The sequence below is a fragment of the Janthinobacterium sp. SUN128 genome, assembly GCF_030587275.1.
Lineage (GTDB): Bacteria > Pseudomonadota > Gammaproteobacteria > Burkholderiales > Burkholderiaceae_D > Janthinobacterium > Janthinobacterium lividum.
Genome location: NZ_JAPWHY010000003.1, coordinates 141,166 through 165,802, shown reverse-complemented (window position 1 = coordinate 165,802; position 24,637 = coordinate 141,166). Strand labels below are relative to the sequence as shown.

The following is a 24,637-nucleotide window of genomic DNA, read 5'->3' as shown; positions in this document are numbered from 1 at the left end:
CCTGACATAAAAGGAAGCAACATGAACATCCTGATGGTACTCACCTCGCACGACAAACTCGGTAACACCGGCAAGAAAACCGGTTTCTGGCTGGAAGAATTCGCCGCGCCCTACTATGCGCTGCAAGAAGCGGGCGCGAAGCTGACGGTCGTTTCGCCGCTGGGCGGCCAGCCGCCGCTGGACCCGAAAAGCGACGAGCCGGATTCGCAAACGGATGCCACGCGCCGCTTCAAGCAGGACGCCGATGCGCAAGCCGTGCTGGCCAACACGGGCAAGCTGGCCGACGTGAAGGCCGCTGACTTTGACGCCGTGTTCTATCCGGGCGGCCATGGCCCGCTGTGGGACCTGGCCGAAGATCCGCACTCGATCGCGCTGATCGAACAGATGATCGCCGCCGGCAAGCCGGTCGCCGCCGTCTGCCACGCGCCCGGCGTGCTGCGTCACGTGAAGGCAATCGACGGTACGCCGCTGGTGCGTGGCAAGCAGGTGACGGGCTTTACGAATACCGAGGAAGACGCCGTCGGCTTGAGCGCGATCGTGCCTTTCCTGGTCGAGGACATGCTGAAGGCAAACGGCGGCGTCTACTCGAAGCTGGGCGACTGGCAGCCGTATGCCGTCACCGATGGCTTGCTGGTCACGGGCCAGAATCCCGCGTCGTCGGAAGCGGCCGCGCAGGCGCTGCTCAAGCTGCTGGCCTGATGCCCGGCTAGTTCCGGGCGGCCATGCCTGCCAGGATCAGGCCGACCGAAGCATGCCAGGCTGTGTCGCTGGCGGGCCTGCCCGCCAGCGCATAGCCGTGCAGGAAATCGACAAGCGCATCGCGCCCGCGCTGACGGGTTTTCTTGTCCAGGTCGAGGCCCTCCACAGCCAGCTCGAACAGTGCCGCAAACCGCTCGGCCACATCGGCTTGCGCCACCAGTCCGCGCGCCATCAGGCGCACGAAATACGGCGTGGCGCTGACCAGCTCCAGGTATAGCGCGCACAGCGCGAGCACACGCCGTGGCGCCGCCTGGCGCCGCGTAAACGGCGGCTGGCACGGATCGAGCGCGGCAAAACGCTGCGCCATCAACGCTTGCAATAATTCCTCTTTTCCCGCGTAGTAGTGATACAGGGCCATGGCGTCGACGCCCAGGCTTTGCGCCAGCGCGCGCATGGAAAACGCTTCGCCCTTTTCTTCCAGCAGGACCAGGGCCGCTTGCAGGATGCTGGCGTTGTCCAATGCGGGGAGGGCGCGGCGCGGACGCCCGGCGCGGCGCACGGCAGATCCGATGACTTGAAGTTTTGGGGTTTTCATGGGCATAATTCTACACTGTAGAATTAAATGAAAGCACACCCATGAAAAAAACTTCTGTCAGCGTTTTTCTCGGCATCAGCATCGACGGCTGCATCGCCGGAGAAAATGGAGACTTGTCCTGGCTGGCCGAACTGGCCCCCGACTCGCCCGACGCCACCGGCTACACGGCATTGATGGATCAAGTCGATACCCTGCTGATCGGCCGCACCACGTATGACGCTGTGCTGGGCTTCGAACCGTGGCCATATGCGGGCAAGCGCGTGGTGGTACTCAGCCACCGCGACTTCGCGCCGCGCCATGGCGAGCAGCGCCGCGAAGGCAGCGTGCGGACAGTGCTGGAGGGGTTGGCAGAGGAGGGCTGCCGCCACGTGTATCTCGATGGCGGCGCCGTCATCCGTGCCGGCTTGCGCGAAGGCGCCATCGACAGCCTGACCTTGTCCGTGCTGCCCGTGGTGCTGGGCAGGGGCGTGCGCCTGTTCGAGGATGGCTTGCCGCGCAGCGACTGGCGCCTGGACTTCACGCGCCAGCTGCCCAGCGGCGTGGTGCAGCTGCGCTATCGGAAAAATTAAACCGCGCTGGAGAGGTCGATGATGAAGCCGGAATCGTAGCGTTCATTCTCCGGCGTGCCATCGGGCCGCTTGTAGCCGCAGGGGTTGCAGACCACGCGGCAGTCCTGGACGCGGTAGTCGAGCGAAGCGTGCATGTGGCCATGCACCCACAGATCCGCCTGCGCCACCAGCGCGTCCAGCTGCGAGGCGAAGGCGGGCGAGCCCAGGTTCGTCGCGTATTGCTCTTCCACCGACAGCATCGAGGGCGCCATGTGCGTGATGACGACGGTCTTGCCATCGAAGGGTAGCGCCATTTGCTGCTCCAGCCAGGCGCGGTGCTGCGCGTGCAGCTGCGCTGTGTCGGCCGCGCACAAGAGACGCGGCGTGTCGCCGCCCGTGCTGATGCGCTTGTAGTCGGGCATGTAGCTTTGCGCCGCGTTCAAGGCTTCGTTCCGGCGCTCCACGCCGAACAGCAGAAAATCCGTCCACAGCGTGACGCCGAGGAAGCGCACGCCGTTCAGTACCACGGCATCGCCGTCGAGCAGGCGGATGCTGGCGCCCTGCGCATTGGCGCTGGCGCAGGCGTCGCGCACGGCATCCTGCATGTGTTCCAGCTGATGCCCATAGCCCTCGTGATTGCCGTGCACGTACAGCACGGGCAGGGAGCCGAAGGTGCGCGCGGCCCAGGCGATGGCATTGCTGCCCGTATCGATGTCGCCGGCCAGGATCACCACGTCGGGTCGGCAGGCGGCAAGATCGATGGCGGGCGTGTCTTCGCCCCAGACTTCCAGGTGCAGGTCGGACAGGATCAGCAAACGCATGGCAGGAGGCGCGGCGAGGCGCACGGCAGTCAATGGGCCTCTATCGTAGCGCATGTCGCTGCGTCCGTCCGCTTGACCGCGCGAGGGTAGCGACGTTACCCTGTGGCATCGAATACCGCACACTCATTATTGGAGCCGCATGCCGCCTTTCTTCTTTCCCAAGACCTTGCTCAGTATCGCGCTGGCCGCCATGGCGCTGCCGTTTGCCGCGCATGCCGCCACGCCCGCCGCCGATCCCTTGACGCAGCCGATCGCCTCGCCGTATGCGGCGCAGTGGAACCGTCCGCAGCAACCGGCGCGCATCCATGGCGACACGTATTATGTGGGCGTGGGCGGCTTGAGCGTGGTGCTGATCGACACGCGCGAAGGTTTGATCCTGATCGATGGCGCGTTGCCGCAATCGGTAGCCGCCATCAAGGAACATATCCTCGAGCTGGGCTTTCGCCTGGAAGACATCAAGTTCATTCTGAATACGGAAGCGCATTTCGACCATTCGGGCGGCATCGCCGCCCTGGCCCGCGACAGCGGCGCGCAAGTGATCGCCAGCCCGCTCGGCGCGCAGGCGCTGCGCGCGGGATCGGTGCTCGCCATGGACCCGCAAGCGGGCGAAATCGATCCCATGCCGGCCGTGGAGAATGTGCGCGAGATTGCCGATGGCGAAACCCTGCAGCTGGGCGACGTGACCATCACGGCGCGCTACACGCCAGGCCATACGCCTGGCAGCACCAGCTGGACCTGGGTGTCGTGCGAGGATGCGGAGCGCAAGGAATGCCTGAGCGTGGTGTTCGGCGCGAGCCTCACGCCGGTGGCGGCCGACGATTTTCACTACCTGGGCGATGAACGCCATGCGGACCTGACGCCGGCTTTCCGCCGCGTCATGCAGGACTTTGCCCGGCTACCGTGCGATATCCTGATCTCGGCCCACCCCGACCACTCCGGCGGCGACCAGAAGCTGACGCAATTGCTGGAAGGCATCACGCCGAATCCCTTCATCGATGCGCAGGCGTGCAGCCATTACGCGGCCAAAAATGAAGCCAAGCTCGATGCCCGCATCGCGAAAGAAAAAGCGGCTGCGACAAAATAACAACGTTGGCGTCTTCGCCATGAAAAGCGGTTGACGCACTGCAGCATAAGGTGCAGAATCGTCGTCCGCAGTTCAGATTAACCAGATAAAAGAAAGGAAACCCATGTTCGAGCAGGCTGGCAGCAAGTACGACCACTAGCCCCGTGCATGACGCTCGGGGCCATCGGCACATTGCCGATCCCGAGCCGGTGTCCTTCAAACCCCGGTGAGGAAACTCGCCGGGGTTTTTTGTTTCATAGGGGCCCCGGCATAACGACAAGACCAAGGAATACGTTATGCCCATCCATCAGACATTGCACGGCACCTATGTGCCCGTGCATATTTTTACCGACGATATCGACGCGCAGGCGCTGCGCCAGTTGCACAATATTGCCAGCCTGCCCATCGTCCATCCGCATGTGGCGGCCATGCCTGACGTGCATGCCGGCATCGGCGCCACCGTCGGCAGTGTGATTCCCACGCGCGGCGCCATCATCCCGGCCGCCGTTGGCGTCGACATCGGCTGCGGCATGAATGCTGTGCGCACGACCCTGACAGCCAGCGACCTGCCCGACAACCTGGCGCGTCTGCGCAGCGCCATCGAAGCGGAAGTACCCGTCGGCTTCGAGCAGCACGAATGGAGCCGCGTGCAAGGCTCGCGCCAGGCGCGCGCCGTGCGGCCCCTCGGCGACCGCCTGGCGCACATCGTCGAGCGTCACCGCGGCATCGCCAAGATGCTGCGCCAGTTCGAGCGCACGTGGATCTGCCAGGCAGGCACCCTGGGCGGCGGCAATCACTTCATCGAAATCTGCCTTGACGAGGAACAGCGCGTGTGGATCATGCTGCATTCGGGTTCGCGCGGCATCGGCAACGTGATTGGCCGTTACTTCATCGCTGCGGCGCAGAAGGACATGCGGCGCCACCAGCTGCAGCTGCCGGACGCCGACCTGGCGTACCTCAGCGAAGGTTCCACGGTCTTCGACGACTACGTGGAGGCGGTGGACTGGGCGCAGGATTATGCGCTGCTCAACCGCAGTGAAATGATGCGCCGCGTGCTCGACGCGCTGGCGAAGCATGCACCGCCGTTCCGGCTTGATGGCGAAGCGATCAACTGCCATCACAACTACATTGCGCACGAAACGCATGGCAATGAGGATTTATATGTGACGCGCAAGGGCGCCATTTCAGCGCGGCAGGGCGAGCTGGGCATCATCCCCGGCAGCATGGGGGCACGCAGCTTCATCGTGCGCGGCAAGGGCAACCCGGAATCGTTCTGTTCCTGCTCGCACGGGGCGGGGCGCAGCATGAGTCGCAGCGAGGCGAAGCGCCGCTTCAACCGCTTCGACCTCGCCGAGCAGACGGCCGGCATCGAGTGCCGCAAGGATGGCGGCGTGGTCGACGAGATCCCGGCCGCCTATAAAAATATCGACGCCGTCATGGCGCACCAGAGCGACCTGGTGGAAGTGGTGCATACCTTGCGCCAGGTCGTCTGCATCAAGGGCTGAAAGGAGAAACCATGAAGATCAAAGTAAAAGCCTCGCCCAAGCCGCGCAATCCGCTGGTGGCAGCCGCCAGGCTGCGCGGCGGCGCCGGCGCGCACCAGTCGGTAGCGTCGCCGCGCGCGGCACGCCGGGCCGGCAAGCACCGCCTGCAGCAATTGCTGGCGGGGCGCCTGAAGGCCGACGACTAGGGCGTGCCCAGTTCGACGATGAAGTTCGGGTTGAACTGGGGATTTTGCGGCGTGCCGCTGCGCGTCTTGTAGCCGCAGGGGTTGGATACGACGCGGCACTGGCCGATGCGGTAGTCGCGCGAGGCGTGGATGTGGCCATGTACCCACAGGTCCGCCTGCGCGGCCAGCTCGTCCAGGCGAGAGGCATAGGCGGGCGAACACCCTTCGTTGCCGTAGGCATCATCGACCGAAAGCAGCGACGGCGCCATGTGGCTGATGACGACGGTAGCGCCATGGAATGGCTGCGCCAGTTCGCGCGCCAGCCAGGCTTTTTGCTGCGCGTGGAACATGGCCGTGTCGGCCGCGCGCAGCTTGCGAAAGCCCATGCTGGCCAGGCGGATGCGCTTGTAGTCGTTCATGACGGCTTCCGCGTCGCGCATGGCCGACTGGCGCGTATCGTCGCCCAGCAGGCGGAAATCCGTCCACAGGGTGGCGCCCAGGAAGCGCACGGCGTTGCCAGCCTTGTCGGTGATGACGTGGGTATCAGCGTCGAGAAAATGCACGTTGTCAGTGGCCGCACAGAGCGCGCGCAGCTCCTGGCGCACCTTGTCGAGGTGGTGGCCATAGCCTTCGTGGTTGCCATGCACGTACAGCACGGGCAGGCCCGCGAATGTGCTGGCGGCCCAGGCGACGGCGCGGGCGCCCGTGTCGATGTCGCCGGCCAGGATCACGGCGTCGGGGCAGCTGAGTGCGAGGTCGCCCTGCGGCGCTTCGTCGCGCCATAATTCGTGGTGCAGGTCCGACAAAATCAATAAACGCATGCGGTATCCAGGCGATTGGAGGGTATGCCATCGTACCTGAAAACCCTCACTCTTCCTCCAGCGCGGCGAAGCTGTGCGCCAGGTAGTCGATCAGCGTACGCACGGCCGGCAGCAGGCCGCGCCGCGACGGGAAAACGGCGTGGATGATTTCGCGCTGCGGCCGCCACTGCTCCATCAGCGGCAGCAGGCTGCCATCGGCCACCTGTTCGGTGATCATCATGGTCGGCAGCTGCACCACGCCCACGCCTGCCACGGCCGCATCGCGCAGGGTCAGCATGTCGCCCGTGACGAAGCGCGGCACGTGGCGCAACTGGGCGCGCGCGCCATCGGGGCCGTACAAATCCCACTGGTAGTGCTGTTGCGGCGTGCCCAGGGCCAGGCTGGGCCAGTCGGCCAGGTCGGCCGGCGCCTTCGGCACGGGCGCGCCGGCGAACAGCAGCGGACTGCCCACCATGCACTGGCTGCGTTCGGCCAGCACGCGCAGCACCAGGTCGCTGTCGGGCAGCGGCGGCGGACGCACGCGGATGGCCACGTCGATGCCTTCGGCTACCAGGTCGACGCGGCGGTTGCTCGCTTCCAGCAGCAGCGTGACCTGCGGATGTTCGCGCATGAAGCCGGCCAGCATGGGCGCGACCAGGGAGTGCAGCAGGGCGATGGGACAGGACAGGCGCACCGTGCCCCGTGGCGCGGCCCGCGTCAGTTCGATCGCTTCCTGCGCCGCCTCCGCTTCCACCAGCATGGCCTTGCAATGCTCGTAAAACGTCTGGCCCACGTCGGTGACGGAAAAATGCCGCGTCGTGCGCTGCAGCAGGCGCGCGCCGAGGCGCTCTTCCAGCAGGGCGATGCGCCGGCTCAGTTTTGATTTCGGCATGCCCAGCGCGCGCCCGGCCGGCGCGAAGCCGCCATGGTCGACCACCTGCACAAAGTAATACAAGTCATTCAAGTCCTGCATGCCATCTCCTTGATCGTTCTATTTTTGGAACGCTGATGGCGGATTTTACCGTCTACCGGCTTCATCGTTGCAAGCGTATTCTGTCTTCATCGTAATGCAAACCCCAACAGGAGATCGAGATGAACACAGTCACAGGTATCTACAGCGCACCCCGCCAGCACTGGGTCGGCGACGGTTTCCCCGTGCGCTCGATGTTTTCATATAACGGCCATGGCAAGCAGCTGAGCCCCTTCCTGCTGCTCGACTATGCCGGCCCTGCCGAATTTGCCCCCGGCACCCGTCCGCCCGGCGTCGGTTCGCACCCGCACCGCGGCTTTGAAACGGTGACCATCGTCTACAAGGGCGAAGTGGCGCACCGCGATTCGACGGGTCAGGGCGGCGTGATCGGCCCCGGCGACGTGCAATGGATGACGGCCGGCGCCGGCATCCTGCATGAAGAGTTTCACTCGCCTGCCTTCACGCAGTCGGGCGGCACCCTGGAAATGGTGCAGCTGTGGGTGAACCTGCCGGCCCAAAACAAGATGACGGCGCCCGGCTACCAGGCCATCACCGGCGATACGATTCCCACGGTGGCGCTGCCGGACGATGCCGGTTCGTTGCGCGTGATCGCCGGCGACTTCGACGGCCAGCATGGCCCGGCCCGCACGTTTTCGCCGATGCAGGTGTGGGACATGCGCCTGGCTCAGGGCAAGCTGACGGAGCTGCCCGTGACGAGGGGTTGGAGCACGGCGCTGATCGTCCTGCACGGCACGGTGCTGGTCAATGGCGAGAGCGTGGTGCGCGAAGCGCAGATGGCGCTGTTCGAGCGCGATGGCGACAGCATCACCATCGAAGCGAACAACGACGCCGTGGTTCTGCTGCTGAGCGGCGAGCCGATCGACGAACCGATCGTCGGCCACGGTCCGTTCGTCATGAACAGCGAAGCGGAAATCGTGCAGGCATTCGAGGATTTCAACAGCGGCCGCTTCGCCCGTATCGCGCCGTAATGTGCGTCATTAATTTATGCAGTACCCATGCCGCATCCCGCGGCATGGTTTTTGAGGAGACCACCATGAGCACCCCCGCCAACTTCCAAGGTTTGCCACCGATGATCGATCCCGACGACGCCGTCATGCTGCTGATCGACCACCAGAGCGGTTTGTTCCAGCTGGTGCGCGACATCGAGCAGCACGTGCTGCGCGGCCACGTCACGGCGCTGGCCAAGCTGTCGCGCCTGGCCAACATGCCGACGTTTACCACCGCCTCCGTGCCGGACGGCCCGAACGGCCCATTGATCCCGGAAATCCACCATTTCAACCCGGACGCCGTCTACATCCCGCGCACGGGCCAGATCAACGCCTGGGACAATCCGGCCTGGGTCGACGCCATCGAAAAGACGGGCCGCAAGACCCTGCTGATCGCCGGCACGCTCACCAGCGTGTGCATGGCTTTTCCCACCATCAGCGCGCTGGCGGCCGGCTACAAGGTGTTTGCCATCATCGATGCCTCGGGCAACTGGTCGAAGATGGCCACCGATATCACCATGGCGCGCGTGACGCAGGCCGGCGCCGTGCCGATCGACACGTATGCCGTGCTGGCTGAAGTGATGAGCACCTGGAACCGCGCCGACGCGATGGAATTCGCCGCCATCATGACCGACCATATCGTGCCGCCGTACCGCGCCCTGATCGAAAGCTACGACAAGGCGCAGGGCGTGCAAAAGAATGGCCGCGAAACGAAGCTGGAAATCCTCGAGGCGGCATCGAAGGGCTGACCTCCGCTACGGTGCTTCGTAGCTGTTGCGTATCGCCGCCAGCACGCCGCGCTGTTCCAGGTGCGTGATGGCGGCGTTCAGGCGCGCCAGGTCGGCGGCGCTGGTCGTGCGCGCATTGAGCATCAGGTGCACGGGGGCGCGCAGGGCCAGGAAGGGCAGGATGCTCAAGGCGACGCCCTGCAGGCGCGCTTCGTGGCGCACGGCCAGCACGTCGCCCAGCAGCAGGTCGGCGCGGCCCGCATCAAGCATGCGCACGCCTTGCTGGAAGCTGCCGAACGCATTCAGGCGGCCAGCCTTTTCCAGCACCGGCCGGGCCGCCGCGTACTGCGCGCCATACCAGCCCACTTTGGGCGCCAGCAAGGTCGCATTGCCGCGCGCGAGCTGCGCAAAGCTGGCGATCTGGCGCTGGCTGCCGGGCGCGCCGGATTTGCTGAAGAGTCCCACGGCTTCGTCGCGATACGGGATGGAAAAGCGCGCATAGGACTGGCGTTCCGGCGTCTCCGACGCGGCCAGCATCAGGTCCAGTCCCCCTTTCTGGAACAGCAACTGGCGCCGCGCCGTGGGCAGTTCCGGCAAGGTGACCAGGGTGCAACGGGCTTGCTTGAAAATGGCTTTCAGCAAATCCAGGTCCAGGCCCGTATAGCGGTCCTGGGCATCGCGGTAGACATAGGGCGGCCACTGCTCCAGCGCCATCGTCATGCGGCAAGCCACGGCGGGCAGGGCAGATACGCCGAGCACTGCCGCAAACAGGAGATGGCGCATGCGCATATGGGAGCTTCCCTGGAGTTTCAACTTGATAGTCAATTTGCCAGAATGGCCAGGGAAGTCAAGGGCTGCGGCCGCTGAAGGCCGGCCTGGTTCGCATTTCCTCGATGTTTGCGCGTTTTTTGCCGCTTTCCCCCATGGGTGCCGCCTCCGGCGCGGCGAACACCGTGCAGTGTAATCGGCTATAGTGGCGCGGTGCCACCACTGCCCCGCAAAGGAAGACCGCTTGACTGCCCCGCTCGAGATCGCCGCCAATGTGCTGATGACTGCCTCCATCATCCTGGCTGGACGCAATAATATTCATTCCTGGTGGATCGGCATGGTCGGCTGCGTGCTGTTTGCCGTGCTGTTTTTCCAGGTCAACCTGTACGCCGACGTGATGCTGCAGCTGTTTTTCATCGTCACCTGCGTCATCGGCTGGCTGCAATGGCGGCGCGGCGACAACGGCAAGCCCTTGCCGATCACGCGCACGGGCTGGCGCAGCCTGGCCTGGGTGGTACCGGCCGGTATCGCCTCCGTGGCGATCTACGGCCTGCTGCTGCACCGCTTTACGAATGCCTACGCGCCCTTCATCGATTCGGCAGTGTTGGTATTTAGCATCATCGCGCAATTCTTGCTGATGAGCCGGCGCATCGAAACCTGGGCTTTCTGGCTGCTGGTCAATACCGTGGCCGTGCCGCTTTACTATAGCCGCGGCCTGCACCTGACGGCCGTGCTGTATGCGGCCTACTGGATCAATGCCCTGATTTCCTGGTACTGGTGGGGCGTGCAGGCACGCCGCGCGGCGCAGGCGCCTGCGGTGATTGCCGACGCTTGATATTGCCATATACCAAGTCCTTAGATTCAAATCATATATACAATCAATTTTTAATTCGTTCACGCGCTAAAGACACCGGGATATAGTGGCCTTTCCCCGCTTACCGGTGTTTTTTATGTTGCGTTTTGCCATTTTTGCCTGTTTTTCCGCCGCCCCGCACCAGCTGACCATGCAATGCATGGCGCAGTGGATGCCGGTGCGTGCCCGTCCACGCATCCCCTAAGTCAATCCATCCATTTCGTTGTCGTTTGCCCGCTGGCCCACCCGGTCCGCGTGCCCCTGCTCGGCCTTTTTTATCGGAAAAAGGCTGCAATCCCAATAAGAGGAAACCATGTTCAAACCACTCGCCATCAGTCTTGCCATCGCCGCCGCCTTTCCTGCCTTCGCCCATGCCGAGGACGACATGCTGCGTGTTAACGTCACCGGATCGAATATCCGCGTCAGCGAAAAGGAGGGCGCCAGCGCCGTGCAGGTCATCACGGCCAAGGAATTGAAAGCCAGCGGCAAGACCAGCGTGTCGGACGTGCTGCGCGCCATCTCCGCCAACAGCGGCAACAGCTACAACGAACAATATACGGGCAGCTTCTCGGCCGGTACCTCGGGCCTGTCGCTGCGCGGCATCGGCCAGAAAAATACCTTGATCCTGGTTAATGGCAAGCGCGTGGCCAGCTATGCGACGGCGCAAAACCTGCAGGAAACCTTTGTCGACCTGAACAGCCTGCCAATGGCGGCCGTGCAGCGCATCGAGGTGCTCAAGGATGGCGCGTCGTCCGTCTACGGTTCCGACGCCGTGGCCGGTGTGGTCAACATCATCCTGTACAAGGAATTCACGGGCACGGATATCACGGCGCAGTGGGGCGGCTCGACGCAAGGCACGGGCCAGCATGAAAAGAGCGCGGCGCTGCAGACGGGGTTTGGCAAGCTCGAGGAAGACGGCTACAGCCTGGTCTTCTCGATCGATGCGCAGCAGCGCGACAAGCTGCAGCAAAGCGACGTGGGGTGGATGCGCGATGCGGACTTCCGCAACCAGCAGCGGGGCAGCCTGGGCTGGGCCATTACCAACTATGCGGGCACGGACCCGACCCGTACCTTGGGCGGCGTGCGCGGACCATTGCAGCTGGTCAATTATGGCGACATTACGCCCGGCAAGACGGGCCAAGTGCTGGCCTACAACCCCTCGCCGTATAAAACCCTGATTCCAGGCATCCAGCGCGTGCATACGGCCGCGCGTGCCACATTCAAACTGAACGCGGACACGGAGGCGTATGTCGACTTGCTGCACAGTTATTCGCGCGCCGACCAGACCTTCAGCGCGCCGTTGACGGTCAACAATGCCACGCGCGTGTGGAACAACGCCACCCAGGCGCTCGACACGATTCCCGTCGTGCTGCCTGTCGGCCACCCGAACAATCCGGGCGCGACGCCCCTGCCGTTCACGGCCACCCTGTTCGACCTGGGTCCGCGCCTGAAGCAGGACAAGGTCACCTTCTACCGCGCGCTGGCCGGCGTCAAAGGCACCCTGGCGGGCTGGGACTGGGATGCGGCCGTGGGCCACTCGAGCAGCAAGCTGGAAGAAACCGTGCAGAACTTCGTCAACCGCTACGAATTCCAGAAGGTGCTGGCCGACGGCAGCTACAATTTCTTTGACCAGTCGCAAAACAGCGAAGCTGTGCGCAACCGCCTGCGCCTGTCGACCCTGCGCCCGGCCGAATCGACGCTCGACACGCTCGACTTCTCGGCGGCCAAGGATATCTGGGACCTGCCGGCCGGTCCGCTGGGCTTTGCCGCCGGCGCCCAGTGGCGCCGCGAAAAGATGGATTCGCAAACCTCGACAGCCGTGCTGTCGGGCACGGAGCTGCGCCCGGCCATCAACATCATCAACGGCTCGCGCAATGTGTCGGCCCTGTTTGCCGAATTCAACGTCCCGGTGGTGAAGGACCTGTCCGTCAACCTGGCGGGACGCGCCGATCATTACAGCGATTTCGGCAATGCGTTTTCGCCCAAGGCCAGCGCGCGCTACCAGGCGGCGCCGTGGCTGCTGGTGCGCGGCACCGTGTCGCGCGGTTTCCGCGCGCCATCGCTGCCGGAAATCACGCAAAGCACGGCCGTCAGCTATGTCAGCGTGCTCGATCCGAGGGATCCCGTCACGCCGACACAGACGCGCGGCGTGACGGCCATCACCATCGCCAATACGGCGCTGCGTCCCGAACGGTCGAATAACCTGAACCTGGGCGTGGTGGTGTCGCCGACCAGCAGTTCGAGCATCGGCCTCGATTACTACCGTATCAAGCAGGATGGCGTGATCGGCACAGAAAGCGCCACCACCACGCTCGCCAACGAGGCGACCGCGCCGCAAAAAATCACGCGCGATGCCGATGGGCGCATCACGACCCTGTACCGCCAGTACCGCAACCAGGGCCAGCGCGAAGTGTCGGGTATCGACCTGGACCTGCGCCAGCGCTTCGTCGACAAGGACTGGGGCAAGCTGACGCTGGCCGGCCAATTGAGCCGCGTGCTGCGCTTTGCCGAACCGTTGTCCGATGGCGCGCCGCTGACCGATGGCGCCGGCACCAACTACTTCGGCTCCATCCCGAAATGGCGCGGCGTCACGTCGGCCACCTGGGAGCAGGGCAAGTGGTCGTCCACGCTCACATGGAACTACGTGGGCAGCTATGCGCAGCAGCAGCACCTCGATGAATCGGTGGCTGCCTTCAGCACGTTCGACGTGACCAGCAGCTGGCAAGTCACGCCGGCGGCAAACGTCACCTTCATCGTGCAAAACCTGGCCAACAAGCGCGCGCCCTGGGATTACTCGGCCTCGGGCTTCGACTATACGCAAGCCGATCCGCGTGGACGCTTCGCCTCGCTCAAGCTGAACTACAAGTTCTAACCGCCCGCCGCCTGCCGCTGTCCCGTCTGCTCCTGCAGGCGCTGGCGGTAGGCGCTGGGGGGAACGCCCATGCGTTCGCGAAAGGCGGTGGCGAAGTTGCCCGCGTTGTGAAAGCCGATCAGCAGGGCGATATCCTGCACGTCGATGTCCGTCTGCTGCAGCAATTCCACGCCGCGGGCAATGCGCGCTTCGCGGATGAAGGCGAAGACCGTCATGCCCGTTTGCTCGCGGAACATCAGGGTCAGTTTTTCGCGGTAGGTGCCCACGCTGCGGGCGATTTCGGACAGGTTCGGCAGGCTGCCCAGGTTGTCGAGGATCAGCTGTTTGACCGCATTGACGAACACCAGGTCGGGATGCTGCAGCTTGTCGCTGATCGGCGCCGTTGCCGGCAAGGTACTGTTGCTTTTACGCATCAAACCCAGGTGGATATGGATGCGCGCGGCCAGTTCTTCCGGCGTGAACGGCTTCGAAATGTAGTCGACGCCTCCCACCTGCAAGCCCATGATGCGTTCCTTGGCTGCATCGGCGCCGCTGAGAAAGATCACGGGAATCTCTTCCGTTTCGGGATTGGCCTTGAGCAGACGGCATGCCGTGTAGCCATCCATCTCGGGCATGCGCACATCGAGCAGGATCAGGTCGGGATGCGTGGCCAATGCCAGCTGGTAGCCCTGGTAGCCATTGAAGGCAATGCTGAAACGGTAGGGCTGCTCGCTGAGCAGCTCCATCAGCATGCGCTGCTCGAACGCGGAATCATCCACGATCAAGATGTTTTTTTTGATGGTTTCGCTGGTCAATGGCATGGCATGGATGACTTAACCAAAAAGCAAGTTGTGGCTTATTATGCCTCGCTTTTTCTTTTTTTTCTGCTTTTCTCGTATTTCAAAAGATGTTTCTCCGCGAGAAGAAGCGCGGATTTCCCAGATCGCCAATAATTCACTCATGCATTGATTTTAAGCAATGTCGATTGCCAAAAAATCTGTTTTGCCAATGCTGCAAACAATGCCGGAGTCCCTTGATTCCTGACTCCCGGCGCAAGTATTTTGTCGTCCTGGTTTGCGTGCCCAAGAAAACGCCGGCAATACCGTGACTATCCTCGACGCCCTCCATATTGGCGGGCTCATTAATGATGTTTCATCATCAGGAGGTATCATGTTGCGAGTTATTTTTCCCCGCCTTATCGTTGCTGCCAGCGTGGCTATTGCCGCCACGGCGCTCCTGCCTCGTGGCGCCGACGCAGCCGTGTATCTGAATGGCAGCGCCAACACCACCTTTGACGTCACCCTGAAAATCATCGCCAATTGCACCATCGCGGCGGCCAATCTCGACTTTGGCCAAAGTCAGGGCGTACTGGCTACTGCCGTGAACGTCAATACGACCGTGAACGTCACCTGCACCAATACCACGCTGTATAACGTGGGCTTGACGGCCGGCTCGGGTACCGGCTCGACCGGCACGACGCGCTATATGAGCGGCACGGGCGGCAACCTGGGGACGGTGCAATTCAATCTGTACCAGACGGCCGGCAGCACCTTGTGGGGCGATACCCAGGGCACGAATACCGTCGGCGGCACCGGCAACGGCTCATCGCAGCCGATCACGGTGTACGGCAATATTCCGCCGCAAGCGACACCGGCCCCCGATACCTACAAGTCGACGATCACGGCTACCGTTTACTTTTAAGCCAGGCGCTGCGTGAAGGCCTGTGCTGCTTCCCTGATGAAAGGCGTGCTGGCGCTGCTGGCTTGCTGCGCGGCGGGCGCGCACGGCGCCAGCCTGCAGATTTCGCCGGTGACGCTCAATTTGCGTGCCGCACAGAGTGCGGCCGGCATCAGCCTGCAAAACCTCGGCGACCAGCCCATCTACGGGCAGGTGCGCGTGTTCGTCTGGGATCAACGCGATGGCGAGGAAACGCTGGCGCCGACGCAGGAACTGGTGGCCAGTCCGCCGATCGTCGAAATCGCCGCCAACAGCCGGCAGATGATCCGCCTGGTGCGTGCCCAGGCTGGCCCTGTCGCGCAGGAAAAGACGTATCGCGTGCTCATCGATGAAGTCAGCCGCGAAGATGAGGCGGGCCGCAGCGGCGTCGATATCCGCCTGCGCTACTCGGTGCCCGTGTTCGTGCTGCCGGCCGGTGCGCCGGGCAAGGAAGTGCTCGACTGGCAAGTGTTCCGCGAACAGGGCGAGTGGATGTTGCGTGTCAAGAATAGTGGCAATTTCCATGCGCAGATCGGTGCGATGACGTTGACGAACCAGGCGGGCAAGGAGTTTGTCATCAGCAAGGGGCTGTTTGGTTATGTCCTGGCGGCACGCATGCGCGTATGGCGCCTGCCCGTTGCCAGGGAGGCTGAACTGGATGGGCCGTTGAGTATTGCGGTAAATGTGAATGCCAAGGCACTCATTGCCAAGAATTCGACACCTTGAACATGGCTGCCATGACGGGCCGGCTTGCTGCGCGCCTTGGGCGCAAGCGGCGAAACCATGAAATGCGTCCTTGCATCCTTGCTGCTGCTGGCCATGGTACCGCTGGCCAGGGCCGATGCGGCGGCCGTGACGGGCGCCGATCCGGGCCCCGCCAGCTTGCCCAGCGATCCGGCGGCGCCGAATGAACTGTATCTGGAGGTCACTGTGAATGCTGAATCAACCGGGCTGATCTTGCGCTTTACCCAGGTGGGCAAAGGCTTGCGCAGCAGTGTGGCGAACCTGCAGCAGCTGGGGCTGGACCCGGCGCGCCTGGGCGCATCCGGTCAGGCCGAGGTGGCGCTCGATGCGATTCCCGGGCTTCGCTATGACTATGACGCGGCGCGCCAGAGCGTGTCGCTGCAGGTGGCGGACGACTTGCGCTCGCCTTACCGCATCAGCGCGCGCACGGCGGCGCAGACGCCACCATCGCGCGTCACGCCCGGCGCCGTGCTCAATTACGAAGCGTATGCGGAGCTGGGCCAGACGCGGCGCGCCGCCATCTTCAACGATTTGCGTTATTTCAATGACAGCGGCGTCTTCAGCAATACCGGCACCTTGAACCTGGGGTCGGACCAGCGCAAATACATGCGCTTTGACACCTTCTGGAGCCACGCGGACCCCGAGACCTTGCAAACGTGGCAGGTGGGCGACCTGATTTCCTCGTCGCTCAGCTGGAGCCGCGCCGTGCGCGTCGGCGGCGTGCAGTGGCGCAAGAATTTCCAGCTGCGCCCTGACCTGCTGACCTTTCCTGTCGCCTCCGTCGATGGCACGGCGCTCGTGCCTTCGTCGCTGAGCCTGTATGTCAACGGCGTGCAGCAATATGCTGCCAGCGTGCCCAGCGGTCCATTTGTGCTGAACCAGGTGGCCGGCATCAATGGCGCAGGGCAAGCCACCATCATCACGCGCGATGCACTGGGGCGCAGCGTGACGACCGTGCTGCCCCTGTATGTCGATACACGCATGCTGGCCGGCGGCTTGAGCGATTACTCGGTCGAGGCGGGCGCCGTGCGGCGCGACTATGGCCGCCGCCTGTTCGGCTATGAACGGCAACTGGTTGCCAGCGCTTCCGGCCGCCACGGCGTCAGCGACAATTTGACGATTGAAGGCCATGCGGAATTGGCCGCCGGCCTGTATCAGGCGGGGGCGGGCGCACTGGTGCGGCTGGGCCAGGCGGGCGTGCTCAACGGTTCGCTGTCGGCCAGCGCCGGCCGCAGCCGTGGCGTGCAGCTGGGCGCCGGCTACCAGTACATGGGGCCGCGCTTCAGCGTGGATGCGCAAAGCGTGCGCGCCAGCGCCGGGTTTGGCGACCTGGCCTCGCGCGACGGCAGCCCCGTGGTGCGCGCGGCCGACCGCCTCACCGTCAGCCTGCCATTGCCGGCAGGAAGCAGCATCAGCAGCAGCTACATCAGCTACCGCACGCCTGGCGCGCCGCCATCGAAGCTGGCCACGTTTGGTTATTCGGCCACCCTGTTTCACGGCCTGTTCTTCAACGCCAGCCTGTTCCAGGACTTGCGGCAACGCGAGAAACGGGGCTTCTACTTTGGCCTGAGCATGGCCTTCGACAACAATCTGGCCATCAGCGTAAACAGCAGCCGGCAGAACGGCGAGAGCGGCCGCAGCATCAGCGCACAGCGCGCGGCGGACTTTGGCGGCGGCTTCGGCTGGAACTTGCAGGCTGGTACGGCGGGCAGCAATGCCTATCGCCAGGCGCAGGTGGAATACCTGGGCAATGACGGCCGCGTGAGCGCGCGCACGCAAAGCAGCAGCATGGGCAATGCCTCTTCGCTGGGCGCGGCTGGCGCGCTGGTGCTGATGGATGGCCATATCGAGACGGCGCGCCAGGTGGGCAACGGTTTTGCGCTGGTCTCCACGGGCGGCGTGGGTAATATTCCTGTGCTGCATGAAAACCGCCAGATCGGCGTGACGGGCAGGAGCGGCTATCTGCTGGTGCCGAATTTGAATCCCTATGGCAATAACCAGATCAGTATCGCCACGGATGAACTCGATGTTGACGCACGGGTACCCGTGAGCAATATCAATGTCGTGCCGCAGCACCTGGCGGGCGTGCTGGCGGCCTTTCCGATCGAGCGCTACAGCGCGGCCACCGTCATCGTCCAGGATGCGCAGGGCAAGCCGCTGGCCACGGGCTTGCCCGTGTTGCACGTGCAAAGCGGCAAGCAGACGGTGGTGGGATTTGACGGCATCGTTTTCGTCGATGATCTGCTTGAGCAGAATCAGCTGCAAGTCGGCGAGGGCGACAGCGCATGCACGGTGCGTTTTGCCTATGCGCGTCCGGCGGCGGGCGGCTTGCCCGTGATCGGGCCGCTGCACTGCGTTAGCGCTGCTGCCGGCGCCGGGGCAGGCCGCTGATGCGCCGCCTGCTGTTATCGCTGACTCTGCTGCTGGGCTGCGCCTGGGGCAGCGTGGCGCAGGCGGCAGATACCTGCACGGTCAGCATGACGAATATCAATTTCGGCTCCGTCAGCCCGATTTCCGGCACCGATTATGTGGCGCAGGCCACGGGCACCTTCAGCTGCCTGTTTTCGTCGCTGAACCTGGGGCAGTTGCTCACGCCCAATGCGCAAGTGTGCATCTCGCTGGGGCTGGGCACGAATTCCACGTCGGCCCTGCCGCGCAAGCTGGGCAACGGCAGCAATCGCATGGAGTACAACGTGTACGTGGACAATTCGTATGCGACGGCGAAGATCTGGGGCGGCGCCGGCGTGACGGGCGCGCCGTCGACCTTCGGCATGATCCTGTCGGCCGGCTTGCTGGCGCCGCCCGGCACGTATTCCACCACCTTTACCGTGTACGCAAAGATCCCCGCCGGCACGGCCCTGGCCGCCGTGCCCACGGTCGCCAACGCCAATACCGCCTATACGTCGAGCTTTGCCGGTGTGGGCACCTATACCTACACCACGTATGGCCTCATCAACCTGCAGGGGTGCACGGCCAGCAGCGGCAGCTTCGGTTTCACGGTGAATGCCACGGCCATCAACGATTGCACCATCACGGCCACGCCGATGGCGTTTGCGAATGCTTCCATCCTGACGGGCAACCTGCGCAGCACCAGCACCTTGTCCGTGCGTTGCGTGAACAACAATGCCTACCAGATTGCTCTCAACGGCGGCAGCGTGGCGCTCAATGTGGCCAACCGGCAAATGAAGAACACCGTCACCACGGACAAGGTCAGTTACCTGCTGTCAGCCACCCTCGACGGTGCGCCATGGGGCGATGGCACGGCTGGCACCAGCATGGTGACAGGCACGGGCACGGGCGCCAGCGTGCCGCTGACGATCTACGGCCGCGTGCCGGCGCAGGTGTCGCCGCGCCCCGGCGACTACAAGGACACGGTGACGGCAACGATTTATTTTTAGAACGTGACGGTGACGAGGCCGTTGCCCGATGGCGTTGCCTGCTGGAGCAGCAGATAGGGCGTGTTGTGCTGGCAGCGTACCTGGGCGCCGCCGCGCTGCGACACGATGGTGCACGCATCGTGGACGACGAAGGTGGCCTGGAACGATGCGGAAGAGACGGTACCGGCGGTGGTGGTCTGGCAAACGGCAAGGGCAAACAGGGCTGGCAGTACGGCAAGCTTCAAAGGAGTCATCTTGGATGCATCTGGCGAAAAACGGGCGTGGTCAGCGACGCCGCATGGCAAGGCTGACACCATTTTTCGTACCGGGTTGAGGGGGACAGAACGAGCCATGATTTTACTGGAACAAGAAAAGTGTGAGTTTGTGCGTATTTTCAGGCCGCCATCATGGGGCGAGCGTAGCTTTCAAGATGATAGTAACTAAGTTTCCGTATTGCAACTGAAATACTTTTTCGATTGTTGTGTTGAATCAACGTGAGGAGATGGCCATGAAACATACCAACTTTAATAATTTGCCTTGCCCGATTGCTCGCAGCCTGGGCAAGGTGGGTGAATGGTGGAGCATCCTCATCCTGCGCGAAGCGTTTTATGGCAAGACGCGCTTCGACGAATTTGAAAAAAGCCTCAAGATCGCGCCCACCATCCTGACGCGCCGCCTGGCCGACCTGGTGGAAGGGGGCCTGATGACGCGCCGCCTGTATTGCGCCAAGCCGCCCCGCTACGACTATGTGCTGACCAAGTCCGGGCGCGCCTTCAAGCCCGTCTTGCTGGCGTTTATTGCCTGGGGTAATGAAAACTTCGCGCCGGAAGGCGCCAGCCTCGTCATCGCCAGCCGCGACACGGGCCTGGCAGCCGATCCGGTACTGGTCGACGCCACGACGGGCTTGCCCATCAATGACGAGTACTACGCATTCGCGCCCGGACCTGCCGCCAGCGACAGCATGCGCAGCATCATCCTCGACGCGGAAAAAAGCAGCGGCATCGCACCCAAGCCGAAGGCGCCGGCCGCCAACCGCGGCTGGGTGGCGGAAGGCCACCTGGCCTGAGGACGCGCTGGCAGGCGAGCAGCAAGTTTGGCGTACAGCAAAGCGGACACGGCGGCATGGCGTTACTGTCGCACTATGCAACTCAAGTGCGGCGCAAGCCCGGCCCGGCTGTGTGGGCGGGGCAGGGCGCCAGCCGTGAGCCGATGTCCGTGAAAGGAGTACTGCGATGAGCACACTGCAACAACACGCTTGCCGCGCCGCCAGCGTGCTGGCGCTGGCCGCCCTGCTGGGCGCCTGTTCCCATGGCCCGCATCAGCCGGGCGGCCATGACGTCACCTTGACGGGGGCGCAGGAAGTGCCTGCCAATACCAGCACGGCCAGCGGCAGCAGCAATCTCCGCGTCGCCCGTGACCGCAGCGTCAGCGGCGGCGTGCGCTACACGGGCATGGTGGCGACCGTCGCGCATATCCATGAAGCGCCCGCCGGCGCCAATGGTCCCGTCATCGTGCCGCTGGTGAAAACCGCCGAAGGCATGTTTGCCGTGCCGGCCGGCGCCATGCTCACGCCGCCCCAGTATGCGAGCTACCAGGCCGGCAACCTGTACGTGAACGTGCACAGCGTCGCCTATCCGGCAGGCGAGATCCGCGCCCAGCTCAAGCCCTAGCCGGCCAGCGGCGTTATCCCCGAAACCTCCTTGGGCCGCGCGAGCGGCCTTTTTTTGCGCCAGACGGCCGGTGCACGGTGCGCGCTACAATGGCGCTCCATGCTGACCATCCTCGCCATCACCTTTCCCTTCTTCGCCCTGGTGCTATGCGGCTACCTGGCCGTGCGGCGCAAGCTGCTGCCGCTGGCCGCCATCGGCGGCTTGAACAGTTTTGTCCTGTACTTCGCGCTGCCCTGCATGCTGTACCGTTTCGGCGCCGCCACGCCCATCGCGCAGCTGCTCGACGCCAGCGTGTTCGGCGTCTACCTGCTGTGCGCGCTGATCATGGTGGGCGTCACCATGGCCATGACCCTGAGCCACCGCATCGACTGGAACAACGCCGCCTTCGGTGCGCTGGTGGCGGCCTTCCCGAATACGGGCTTCATGGGCGTGCCCCTGCTATTGACCTTGCTCGGCCCCCGTTCGTCTGGTCCCGTCATCGTCACCATCGTCGTCGACATGTTGATTACCAGCTCGCTGTGCATCGCCCTGTCGCGCATCGGCAGCGGCGGCGCGCACGGCAGCCGCGCCGCCGTCGTCAATGCCATGAAAGGCATGGCCGGCAATCCGATGCCGTGGGCGATCGTGCTCGGTGCCTTGTCGTCGTGGCTGGAACTGGCCTTGCCCAAGCCGTTGATGCAGACGGTGGGCCTGCTGGCCGACGCCGCCTCGCCTGTCGCCTTGTTTACCATCGGCGCCGTGCTGGCCCGTTCGCAAATGAGCACGAGCGACCCCGCTCCCTTGGGAGAATATGTGCCCGTGGCGCTGAAAAAACTGCTGCTGCATCCGCTGCTGGTGTGGGGCATCGGCCACGCGGCCATCGCGCTGGGCGCGCCGCTCGATCCGTTCGCGCTGACCTGTATGGTGCTGGTGGCTTGCCTGCCCAGCGCCAGCAACGTCTCGCTGCTGTCGGAACGCTTCGGCGCGAACACGGCGCGCATCGCCCGCATCATTCTGGTCTCGACGGCGCTGTCGTTTCTGACGTTTTCAGCGGCCGTCAGCTGGCTGGCGTGACGTTGGCGGCGATCAGCGCGCCCAGGGCCTGCGCCGCACCGGGCTGGGTGTCCAGCGCCAGGCCATGCGCCATGCTGGCCTGGTCTTGCATGCTGCGGTTTTGCCCCAGCTTCCATTTTCCCGTGATGCGCGTGAGGGGGATTTCGATGCCGACGATGGTTTTCAAGAGTTTCTCGATATAGCCGGCCGGCGCATCGGCCACCCGCCACGGCGCGACTAGCCCCGCTTCATGGCGCGCCGTCAGCCGCTCGACCAATCCCAGCAGCCACGCCGCATCGTCGATGGCGCGCAAGGGGCCGTGGGCATGCACCACGGCGTAATTGAAGGTCGGCACTTCCTTGCCGCTGCGCTGCTTTTCCGCATACCAGGCGGGCGTGATGTAGGCGTGCGGCCCCTGGAAAATCACCATGGATTCATCGTTCCCGCCGGCGCCGCGCCACAGCGGGTTGGCGCGCGCCACGTGGGCGCGCAGGATGCCGAACGGGGCCTCGGGCGTGGGTGCGGCGATCTCGAACGGCAGATGGTCGGCGCACAAGCCATAGTCGTCATGGCGCACCAGCGCGCCCAGCGGATGCGCGCCTATCAGGCCATGCAGCACGTCGAGGCGCTCTTCGCGGAAGGTGGCGGGCGTGTACATCTAGTGGGCTCCTTCCACGACCACGTCGGCCGTCAGCGAATTGGCGATGTAGCAGCGCTCGTGCGCGTCGTGGTGCAGGGCGGCCAGCGCGTCGGGCGAGGGTGGCGTTCCCGCGAAGGCGATGCGCGGACGCAGCACGATGCGCGTCATGGCCAGGCGGCCTTGTGCATTCTTGCCCAGTTCGCCGACGGCATCGTCGCGGTAGTCGTCGATGACGTAGCCGCGCTGCGCCGCCAGCGACAGGAAGAACAGCATGTGGCAGCTCGACGTGGCGGCCACCAGCGCTTCTTCCGGATCGATATTTGCCGCCACCGACATGGGTAGCGGCACGGACAGGGGCGACGACGAGGCGGGTACCGTCAGGCCGCCGTCGAACTGCCATGCATGGCCACGGCTGTAGCGCTGGCTGGCGAAATCCTGGCCGTCGCGCTGCCAGGCGACGGTGGCGAAAAACTGATGCATGGGTGCTCCGCAAGAGTAGAAGGGATGCGCCATCTTAGCGTCAGTCTTGGCTATTTAAAACAGCCAATAAGTGCTATCTTTAAGCTACCAATTCAAGAGCGCCACCATGCCAGCTTCCCACCTGCACCAGATCATCGCCGCCTTGCCGCTGCAGCGCGGCGCCAGCGAGCCGCTGTTTCGCCAGCTGTATGCGGCCATCAAGGCGGCCATCCTCGATGGCCGCATGAGTCCCGGCATGCAGCTGCCACCCACGCGCGAGTTTTGCCGCCTGCTGGCCGTGTCGCGCCAGACGGTGCTCAATGCATATGCGCTTCTGACGGCCGAAGGCTATCTCGACGGCGCAGTGGGGCGCGGCACCTTTGTCAGCATCGACGTCCCCTTGGCTGCGCCGCCCGCCAGGGCGGACGCGCCCGGCCTGCTGCGGCCCCTGTCGGCGCGCGGGCAGGGCGTGGTGGCGGCCATGCGCCAGGTGGCGTTCCACCGGGGGCCGCTGCGCGCTTTCCGTGTCGGCATGCCGCGCATCGACCACTTTCCGTTCGACGTGTGGAACCGCCTGGAAGCGCGGCGCTGGCGCCGGCCCGACCACCATTTCGGCTACAGCGACCCGGCCGGCTACCTGCCGCTGCGCGAACTGCTGTGCGTGTACTTGAAAGCCTCGCGCGGCGTCCAGTGCACGCCGCAGCAGATCGTCATCACTTCCGGTTCGCAGCAGGCGCTGTTCCTGCTGTCGACCATCCTGCTGGCGCCGGGCGACGCGGCCTGGATGGAGTCGCCCGGCTACCGGGGCGCCAGCGGCCCGCTGCGCGCGGCCGGCGCGCGCGTCTTCCCGGTTCCCGTCGATGCGCAGGGGCTGGACGTGGCGTATGGCGTGGCGCACTGTCCGCAGGCGAAGCTGGCGTACGTGACGCCATCGCACCAGATGCCGCTGGGCGTGAGCATGAGCTTGCCCCGCCGCCTGGCCCTGCTGGCCTGGGCCGCGCACAATAAAGCCTGGCTGGTGGAAGACGATTACGACAGCGAATACCGCTACACGGGCGCGCCGCTGGCCTCGCTGCAAAGCCTGGACCGGGCCGGCTGCGTGGTGTACGTGGGTACTTTGTCGAAGGTGCTGTTCCCGGGGCTGCGCCTGGGCTATATGGTGGCGCCGCCCGCGCTGGCCGACGCGCTGGTGCAAGCCAAGGCCGTGATGGACCGGCACACGGCCATCGTGCCGCAGATGGCGCTGGCCGACTTCATCGCCGAAGGGCACTTTGGCCGGCATATCCGCCGCACGCGCGACAGCAATGCCGAACGGCGCGACCTGCTGGTGCGCGGCATCGCGCGCGAACTCGGCGACCAGCTCGCGTGCGGCCCGGCCGACAGCGGCCTGGAACTGTGCGCGTATTTTCGCGCCGGCCACGATGAGGAAACCGTCGCGCGCGCAGGGCTGGAACATGGCATCGAATTGCGTCCGCTGGGCCACTATGCGGATCCGGCGGCGGGCCCGGAATGTGCCACGCCACGCGGGCTGCTGCTGGGCTTTGCGGCGATTCCCCCGGCCGAGATGGCGCACGGCTTGCAGGAACTGGGCCGCATCCTGCGCGGCCGATAAACTATACTGGGACTT

At 64.4% G+C, this 24,637-nt stretch carries 26 protein-coding genes; 17 read left to right on the top strand and 9 right to left on the bottom strand.

Translation table 11 applies throughout. From position 1 onward, the window contains the following. Positions 1-21: 21 nt before the first annotated feature. Positions 22-699 (top strand): type 1 glutamine amidotransferase domain-containing protein, encoded by a 678-nt coding sequence (locus tag O3297_RS23440; protein ID WP_305050373.1) that lies wholly within the window; start codon positions 22-24, stop codon positions 697-699. A 7-nt stretch (positions 700-706) separates the two neighbouring features. Here the strand turns inward: O3297_RS23440 and O3297_RS23435 are convergent, their stop codons facing one another. Continuing rightward, on the bottom strand, positions 707-1,294 hold the full coding sequence (locus O3297_RS23435; protein WP_305050372.1) for a TetR/AcrR family transcriptional regulator: 588 nt from the start codon (positions 1,292-1,294) through the stop codon (positions 707-709). Positions 1,295-1,335: 41 nt separating this feature from the next. Here O3297_RS23435 and O3297_RS23430 point away from each other — a divergent pair, with 41 nt between their 5' ends. Next, on the top strand, positions 1,336-1,863 hold the full coding sequence (locus tag O3297_RS23430; protein ID WP_305050371.1) for a dihydrofolate reductase family protein: 528 nt from the start codon (positions 1,336-1,338) through the stop codon (positions 1,861-1,863). On the opposite strand, the gene O3297_RS23425 is transcribed toward O3297_RS23430, so the two are convergent. After that, positions 1,860-2,717 carry a metallophosphoesterase family protein gene (locus O3297_RS23425; protein ID WP_305050370.1) on the bottom strand — a complete coding sequence of 286 codons (858 nt, stop codon included), beginning with the start codon at positions 2,715-2,717 and terminating at the stop codon, positions 1,860-1,862. The genes O3297_RS23430 and O3297_RS23425 overlap by 4 nt on opposite strands. 85 nt (positions 2,718-2,802) lie before the next feature. Between O3297_RS23425 and bla the strand changes: the two genes are divergently transcribed. The 3 genes from bla (at position 2,803) to O3297_RS23410 (ending at position 5,416) form a co-directional block, all read left to right on the top strand. Beyond that, positions 2,803-3,747, top strand: a complete 945-nt coding sequence (gene bla / locus O3297_RS23420; RefSeq protein WP_305050369.1) for a subclass B3 metallo-beta-lactamase — start codon at positions 2,803-2,805, stop codon at positions 3,745-3,747. A gap of 275 nt (positions 3,748-4,022) precedes the next feature. Then, on the top strand, positions 4,023-5,231 hold the full coding sequence (locus O3297_RS23415; protein WP_305050368.1) for an RtcB family protein: 1,209 nt from the start codon (positions 4,023-4,025) through the stop codon (positions 5,229-5,231). 11 nt (positions 5,232-5,242) lie between these two features. Then, a complete protein-coding gene (locus O3297_RS23410; RefSeq protein WP_305050366.1) occupies positions 5,243-5,416 on the top strand; it encodes a hypothetical protein in 174 nt (57 codons plus the stop codon). Here O3297_RS23410 and O3297_RS23405 read toward each other — a convergent pair. Both O3297_RS23405 and O3297_RS23400 read right to left on the bottom strand, forming a co-directional pair. Continuing rightward, on the bottom strand, positions 5,413-6,216 hold the full coding sequence (locus O3297_RS23405) for a metallophosphoesterase family protein (RefSeq protein WP_099395822.1): 804 nt from the start codon (positions 6,214-6,216) through the stop codon (positions 5,413-5,415). The genes O3297_RS23410 and O3297_RS23405 overlap by 4 nt on opposite strands. Before the next feature lie 46 nt (positions 6,217-6,262). Continuing rightward, positions 6,263-7,168: a LysR family transcriptional regulator gene (locus tag O3297_RS23400; RefSeq protein ID WP_034778462.1), complete on the bottom strand. Its 906-nt coding sequence runs from the start codon at positions 7,166-7,168 to the stop codon at positions 6,263-6,265. Between the two features lie 119 nt (positions 7,169-7,287). On the opposite strand from O3297_RS23400, the gene O3297_RS23395 reads away from it, so the two are divergent. Beyond that, complete coding sequence (locus O3297_RS23395; protein WP_305050364.1) at positions 7,288-8,154, top strand: pirin family protein; 867 nt, start codon at positions 7,288-7,290, stop codon at positions 8,152-8,154. Between the two features lie 65 nt (positions 8,155-8,219). Further along, complete coding sequence (locus tag O3297_RS23390; RefSeq protein WP_208672447.1) at positions 8,220-8,921, top strand: isochorismatase family protein; 702 nt, start codon at positions 8,220-8,222, stop codon at positions 8,919-8,921. Between the two features lie 6 nt (positions 8,922-8,927). On the opposite strand, the gene O3297_RS23385 is transcribed toward O3297_RS23390, so the two are convergent. After that, entirely contained in the window at positions 8,928-9,683 is a 756-nt protein-coding gene (locus O3297_RS23385) for an ABC transporter substrate-binding protein (RefSeq protein WP_305050361.1), read from the bottom strand. Between the two features lie 229 nt (positions 9,684-9,912). Here O3297_RS23385 and pnuC point away from each other — a divergent pair, with 229 nt between their 5' ends. After that, entirely contained in the window at positions 9,913-10,503 is a 591-nt protein-coding gene (gene pnuC, locus O3297_RS23380; protein ID WP_305050360.1) for a nicotinamide riboside transporter PnuC, read from the top strand. Between the two features lie 331 nt (positions 10,504-10,834). Next, positions 10,835-13,393, top strand: a complete 2,559-nt coding sequence (locus O3297_RS23375) for a TonB-dependent receptor (protein WP_305050359.1) — start codon at positions 10,835-10,837, stop codon at positions 13,391-13,393. Here the strand turns inward: O3297_RS23375 and O3297_RS23370 are convergent. After that, a complete protein-coding gene (locus O3297_RS23370) occupies positions 13,390-14,193 on the bottom strand; it encodes a response regulator (protein ID WP_034778482.1) in 804 nt (267 codons plus the stop codon). The two genes, O3297_RS23375 and O3297_RS23370, sit on opposite strands and share 4 nt — an antisense overlap. 349 nt (positions 14,194-14,542) lie before the next feature. On the opposite strand from O3297_RS23370, the gene O3297_RS23365 reads away from it, so the two are divergent. From O3297_RS23365 to O3297_RS23350, 4 genes are read left to right on the top strand one after another with little or no spacing between them, the layout of a single operon-like run. Beyond that, positions 14,543-15,073, top strand: coding sequence for a spore coat protein U domain-containing protein (locus O3297_RS23365; protein ID WP_305050358.1), 531 nt, complete (start codon positions 14,543-14,545; stop codon positions 15,071-15,073). A 12-nt stretch (positions 15,074-15,085) separates the two neighbouring features. Continuing rightward, the gene (locus O3297_RS23360; protein ID WP_305050357.1) at positions 15,086-15,814 is read left to right on the top strand and encodes a molecular chaperone; all 729 of its coding nucleotides are present in this window, start codon (positions 15,086-15,088) and stop codon (positions 15,812-15,814) included. A gap of 57 nt (positions 15,815-15,871) precedes the next feature. Continuing rightward, on the top strand, positions 15,872-18,223 hold the full coding sequence (locus tag O3297_RS23355) for a fimbria/pilus outer membrane usher protein (RefSeq protein WP_305050356.1): 2,352 nt from the start codon (positions 15,872-15,874) through the stop codon (positions 18,221-18,223). Then, positions 18,223-19,230 (top strand): spore coat U domain-containing protein, encoded by a 1,008-nt coding sequence (locus O3297_RS23350; RefSeq protein WP_305050355.1) that lies wholly within the window; start codon positions 18,223-18,225, stop codon positions 19,228-19,230. Before O3297_RS23355 ends, O3297_RS23350 begins: the two co-directional genes overlap by 1 nt. On the opposite strand, the gene O3297_RS23345 is transcribed toward O3297_RS23350, so the two are convergent. After that, positions 19,227-19,463: a hypothetical protein gene (locus O3297_RS23345; protein WP_034778491.1), complete on the bottom strand. Its 237-nt coding sequence runs from the start codon at positions 19,461-19,463 to the stop codon at positions 19,227-19,229. The genes O3297_RS23350 and O3297_RS23345 overlap by 4 nt on opposite strands. A gap of 254 nt (positions 19,464-19,717) precedes the next feature. Between O3297_RS23345 and O3297_RS23340 the strand changes: the two genes are divergently transcribed. The 3 genes from O3297_RS23340 (at position 19,718) to O3297_RS23330 (ending at position 21,932) form a co-directional block, all read left to right on the top strand. After that, on the top strand, positions 19,718-20,275 hold the full coding sequence (locus O3297_RS23340) for a helix-turn-helix domain-containing protein (protein ID WP_034753667.1): 558 nt from the start codon (positions 19,718-19,720) through the stop codon (positions 20,273-20,275). 166 nt (positions 20,276-20,441) lie between these two features. Then, entirely contained in the window at positions 20,442-20,879 is a 438-nt protein-coding gene (locus O3297_RS23335) for a CHRD domain-containing protein (RefSeq protein ID WP_305050353.1), read from the top strand. Between the two features lie 99 nt (positions 20,880-20,978). Further along, a complete protein-coding gene (locus O3297_RS23330; protein WP_034778494.1) occupies positions 20,979-21,932 on the top strand; it encodes an AEC family transporter in 954 nt (317 codons plus the stop codon). Here O3297_RS23330 and O3297_RS23325 read toward each other — a convergent pair. Beyond that, positions 21,916-22,569, bottom strand: coding sequence for an FMN-binding negative transcriptional regulator (locus O3297_RS23325; RefSeq protein WP_305050351.1), 654 nt, complete (start codon positions 22,567-22,569; stop codon positions 21,916-21,918). The two genes, O3297_RS23330 and O3297_RS23325, sit on opposite strands and share 17 nt — an antisense overlap. Next, positions 22,570-23,031, bottom strand: a complete 462-nt coding sequence (locus O3297_RS23320; protein WP_305050350.1) for an OsmC family protein — start codon at positions 23,029-23,031, stop codon at positions 22,570-22,572. Positions 23,032-23,137: 106 nt separating this feature from the next. On the opposite strand from O3297_RS23320, the gene O3297_RS23315 reads away from it, so the two are divergent. Beyond that, positions 23,138-24,622 carry a PLP-dependent aminotransferase family protein gene (locus O3297_RS23315; protein WP_305050349.1) on the top strand — a complete coding sequence of 495 codons (1,485 nt, stop codon included), beginning with the start codon at positions 23,138-23,140 and terminating at the stop codon, positions 24,620-24,622. The last annotated feature ends 15 nt before the right edge of the window (positions 24,623-24,637 follow it).

Bases quoted from the DNA above. Each gene is read 5' to 3' on its own strand.
- O3297_RS23440 (WP_305050373.1), top strand. From the start codon at position 22: ATGAACATCCTGATGGTACTCACCTCGCACGACAAACTCGGTAACACC.
- bla (WP_305050369.1), top strand. From the start codon at position 2,803: ATGCCGCCTTTCTTCTTTCCCAAGACCTTGCTCAGTATCGCGCTGGCC.
- O3297_RS23415 (WP_305050368.1), top strand. From the start codon at position 4,023: ATGCCCATCCATCAGACATTGCACGGCACCTATGTGCCCGTGCATATT.
- O3297_RS23395 (WP_305050364.1), top strand. From the start codon at position 7,288: ATGAACACAGTCACAGGTATCTACAGCGCACCCCGCCAGCACTGGGTC.
- O3297_RS23325 (WP_305050351.1), bottom strand. From the start codon at position 22,569: ATGTACACGCCCGCCACCTTCCGCGAAGAGCGCCTCGACGTGCTGCAT.
- O3297_RS23335 (WP_305050353.1), top strand. From the start codon at position 20,442: ATGAGCACACTGCAACAACACGCTTGCCGCGCCGCCAGCGTGCTGGCG.
- O3297_RS23355 (WP_305050356.1), top strand. From the start codon at position 15,872: ATGAAATGCGTCCTTGCATCCTTGCTGCTGCTGGCCATGGTACCGCTG.
- O3297_RS23425 (WP_305050370.1), bottom strand. From the start codon at position 2,717: ATGCGCTACGATAGAGGCCCATTGACTGCCGTGCGCCTCGCCGCGCCT.
- O3297_RS23385 (WP_305050361.1), bottom strand. From the start codon at position 9,683: ATGCGCCATCTCCTGTTTGCGGCAGTGCTCGGCGTATCTGCCCTGCCC.
- O3297_RS23435 (WP_305050372.1), bottom strand. From the start codon at position 1,294: ATGAAAACCCCAAAACTTCAAGTCATCGGATCTGCCGTGCGCCGCGCC.
- O3297_RS23315 (WP_305050349.1), top strand. From the start codon at position 23,138: ATGCCAGCTTCCCACCTGCACCAGATCATCGCCGCCTTGCCGCTGCAG.
- O3297_RS23320 (WP_305050350.1), bottom strand. From the start codon at position 23,031: ATGCATCAGTTTTTCGCCACCGTCGCCTGGCAGCGCGACGGCCAGGAT.
- O3297_RS23340 (WP_034753667.1), top strand. From the start codon at position 19,718: ATGAAACATACCAACTTTAATAATTTGCCTTGCCCGATTGCTCGCAGC.
- O3297_RS23350 (WP_305050355.1), top strand. From the start codon at position 18,223: ATGCGCCGCCTGCTGTTATCGCTGACTCTGCTGCTGGGCTGCGCCTGG.
- O3297_RS23410 (WP_305050366.1), top strand. From the start codon at position 5,243: ATGAAGATCAAAGTAAAAGCCTCGCCCAAGCCGCGCAATCCGCTGGTG.
- O3297_RS23330 (WP_034778494.1), top strand. From the start codon at position 20,979: ATGCTGACCATCCTCGCCATCACCTTTCCCTTCTTCGCCCTGGTGCTA.
- O3297_RS23370 (WP_034778482.1), bottom strand. From the start codon at position 14,193: ATGCCATTGACCAGCGAAACCATCAAAAAAAACATCTTGATCGTGGAT.
- O3297_RS23405 (WP_099395822.1), bottom strand. From the start codon at position 6,216: ATGCGTTTATTGATTTTGTCGGACCTGCACCACGAATTATGGCGCGAC.
- O3297_RS23400 (WP_034778462.1), bottom strand. From the start codon at position 7,168: ATGCAGGACTTGAATGACTTGTATTACTTTGTGCAGGTGGTCGACCAT.
- O3297_RS23390 (WP_208672447.1), top strand. From the start codon at position 8,220: ATGAGCACCCCCGCCAACTTCCAAGGTTTGCCACCGATGATCGATCCC.
- O3297_RS23430 (WP_305050371.1), top strand. From the start codon at position 1,336: ATGAAAAAAACTTCTGTCAGCGTTTTTCTCGGCATCAGCATCGACGGC.
- O3297_RS23345 (WP_034778491.1), bottom strand. From the start codon at position 19,463: ATGACTCCTTTGAAGCTTGCCGTACTGCCAGCCCTGTTTGCCCTTGCC.
- O3297_RS23375 (WP_305050359.1), top strand. From the start codon at position 10,835: ATGTTCAAACCACTCGCCATCAGTCTTGCCATCGCCGCCGCCTTTCCT.
- O3297_RS23365 (WP_305050358.1), top strand. From the start codon at position 14,543: ATGTTGCGAGTTATTTTTCCCCGCCTTATCGTTGCTGCCAGCGTGGCT.